Origin of the sequence: Microvirga roseola (genome assembly GCF_020866965.1) — a bacterium.
GTDB lineage: Bacteria > Pseudomonadota > Alphaproteobacteria > Rhizobiales > Beijerinckiaceae > Microvirga > Microvirga roseola.
The window spans coordinates 1-1,580 of sequence record NZ_JAJATX010000148.1; the positions used below are offsets into that span (position 1 = coordinate 1).

Sequence of the window (1,580 nt, forward strand, 5' to 3'; positions counted from 1 at the left end):
TCCAGGCGCAGGCTCAAGCTCATACAACGTCACAACAGGACCGGGCCGCACATTGATGATCTCGCCCTTGACATTGAAGTCCCAGAGGACGTTCTCAAGCGTCGCGGCGTTCTCTTGGAGAACTTCCACCGGGACCTCTACGCTGTTCGAGGCCTGCGGCTCAGCAAGTAGGTCTATCTCCGGCAGCTCGAATTGCATCGAGGTTTCAGCCGAGACACGGAAATGATCGCCACCAGCAACAGGCCTCGGGCTGACATCCCGCGAAGGCCGGCTCACGGTGGGAGCACGCCGCGGTGCCTCCTCCTCTGAGCGCTCGGGCTGGGACGCACGCATGCTTCGACCGCTGGCGCGGGACGAGGCTTCAGCCCTTGCTCTTACCCGTGTCGGTGCTGATCGAGGAGGAACTGTGACGGGCTCCTCGTGGACATCGTCCAGGTCCGGCTTGTCCTCCTGCATGACAGGTTCCACTGCGGCTGGAGCAGCCGCCAGCGTCGGATCCAGCAGGTAGGTTCCCGGCTGCCAGAGGAAAGAATAGGATTGCTGCACAGCCGGCAGTTCGAAGCCGACTGCAGCATATGTATCGGGCTTTTGCGCAGGAGTGCGCAACAGCGAGGCTCTCGGAGCAGGCACGGCCGGAATATCTTTTTGTGCTGTGCGTTCGTTGCGACCGGAGAAGGAGGCCTCCTTCTGTTGGACAGAATGGCGGGGGTTCCGGTCGAGATCGTGCGAAGGCTGGGGACCAACACCTGCCCCCGCCCTTGGCCGCACAAGGCTTCCATCCCGCTGGAGCACAGACGGCTCCTTCGCCGCAGGCCGGGTTATGGTCCCGTGTGGAGCCACAGAATGACCGCCGGCCTGTGCGGCCTGCATCCGCCGTTCCTTCAGGACGCGGTCCGGCGTTCGCGTGAAGCGGACATCGGAAGAGGCAGAGGCCAGCCGCTTCCAGACCGGCTCGGAAGGCTCAGCCGCCCCCCTCCCCTGCGCTGGCGCTTGGGAAGCAGGGCCGCCGGGGCCGGATCGGAGATCGGCCCCTGTCTCCGGAGAATCGAAGTCCGAGGCGGCGGAAGAGGGAGTCCGTCGTTTGAAATGCATTGTTCTATGATATTTGGAGCTGAGTGGAGCGAATGGCCCCACGAGACGTGTTCGTCCGCGATTACGCCCCTGAATCGTAAAAAGACGATTAGGATCGGAAGGGGACCTGCCCCCGCCGCGAGATTGTCCCCAGGCCGGCAGCCGAGACCCTTCAAATGGACCCGGAAGCACCTATATATCTTATATCTTTTGTGACGCCCTGCCCGTCTCCGCTTCGGCGGCTCCCGCAGGGCCGCGGATGATTCCTGTTGCAATCCAGTGCGAATCGATTATATCCGCCATCCCCGGCCTGCCGCGGAAGTGTGCAGGCCGAAATCTCCGGACAGATGGAACACCTCTTTCCAAGCCTAGGCTTGAGAGCGGTCCCCTCTTGTTCCAGACCAAGGTTCGAACCCTCCCGGGTTCGAGTGAAGCCTAAGGCATTCACACGACCAAGGTCCCATCCATGAGCCTGATTGCCAGAGGACATTCCGGCATTCACGCTCCTC

The 1,580-nt window shown here is 62.2% G+C and carries 1 protein-coding gene; it reads right to left on the reverse strand.

Annotated features, from left to right (window positions below; translation table 11 throughout):
• On the reverse strand, positions 1-198 hold a 198-nt coding region (locus LG661_RS24580), incomplete at its 3' end, for a DNA translocase FtsK (RefSeq protein ID WP_230534623.1).
• Between the last annotated feature and the right edge of the window lie 1,382 nt (positions 199-1,580).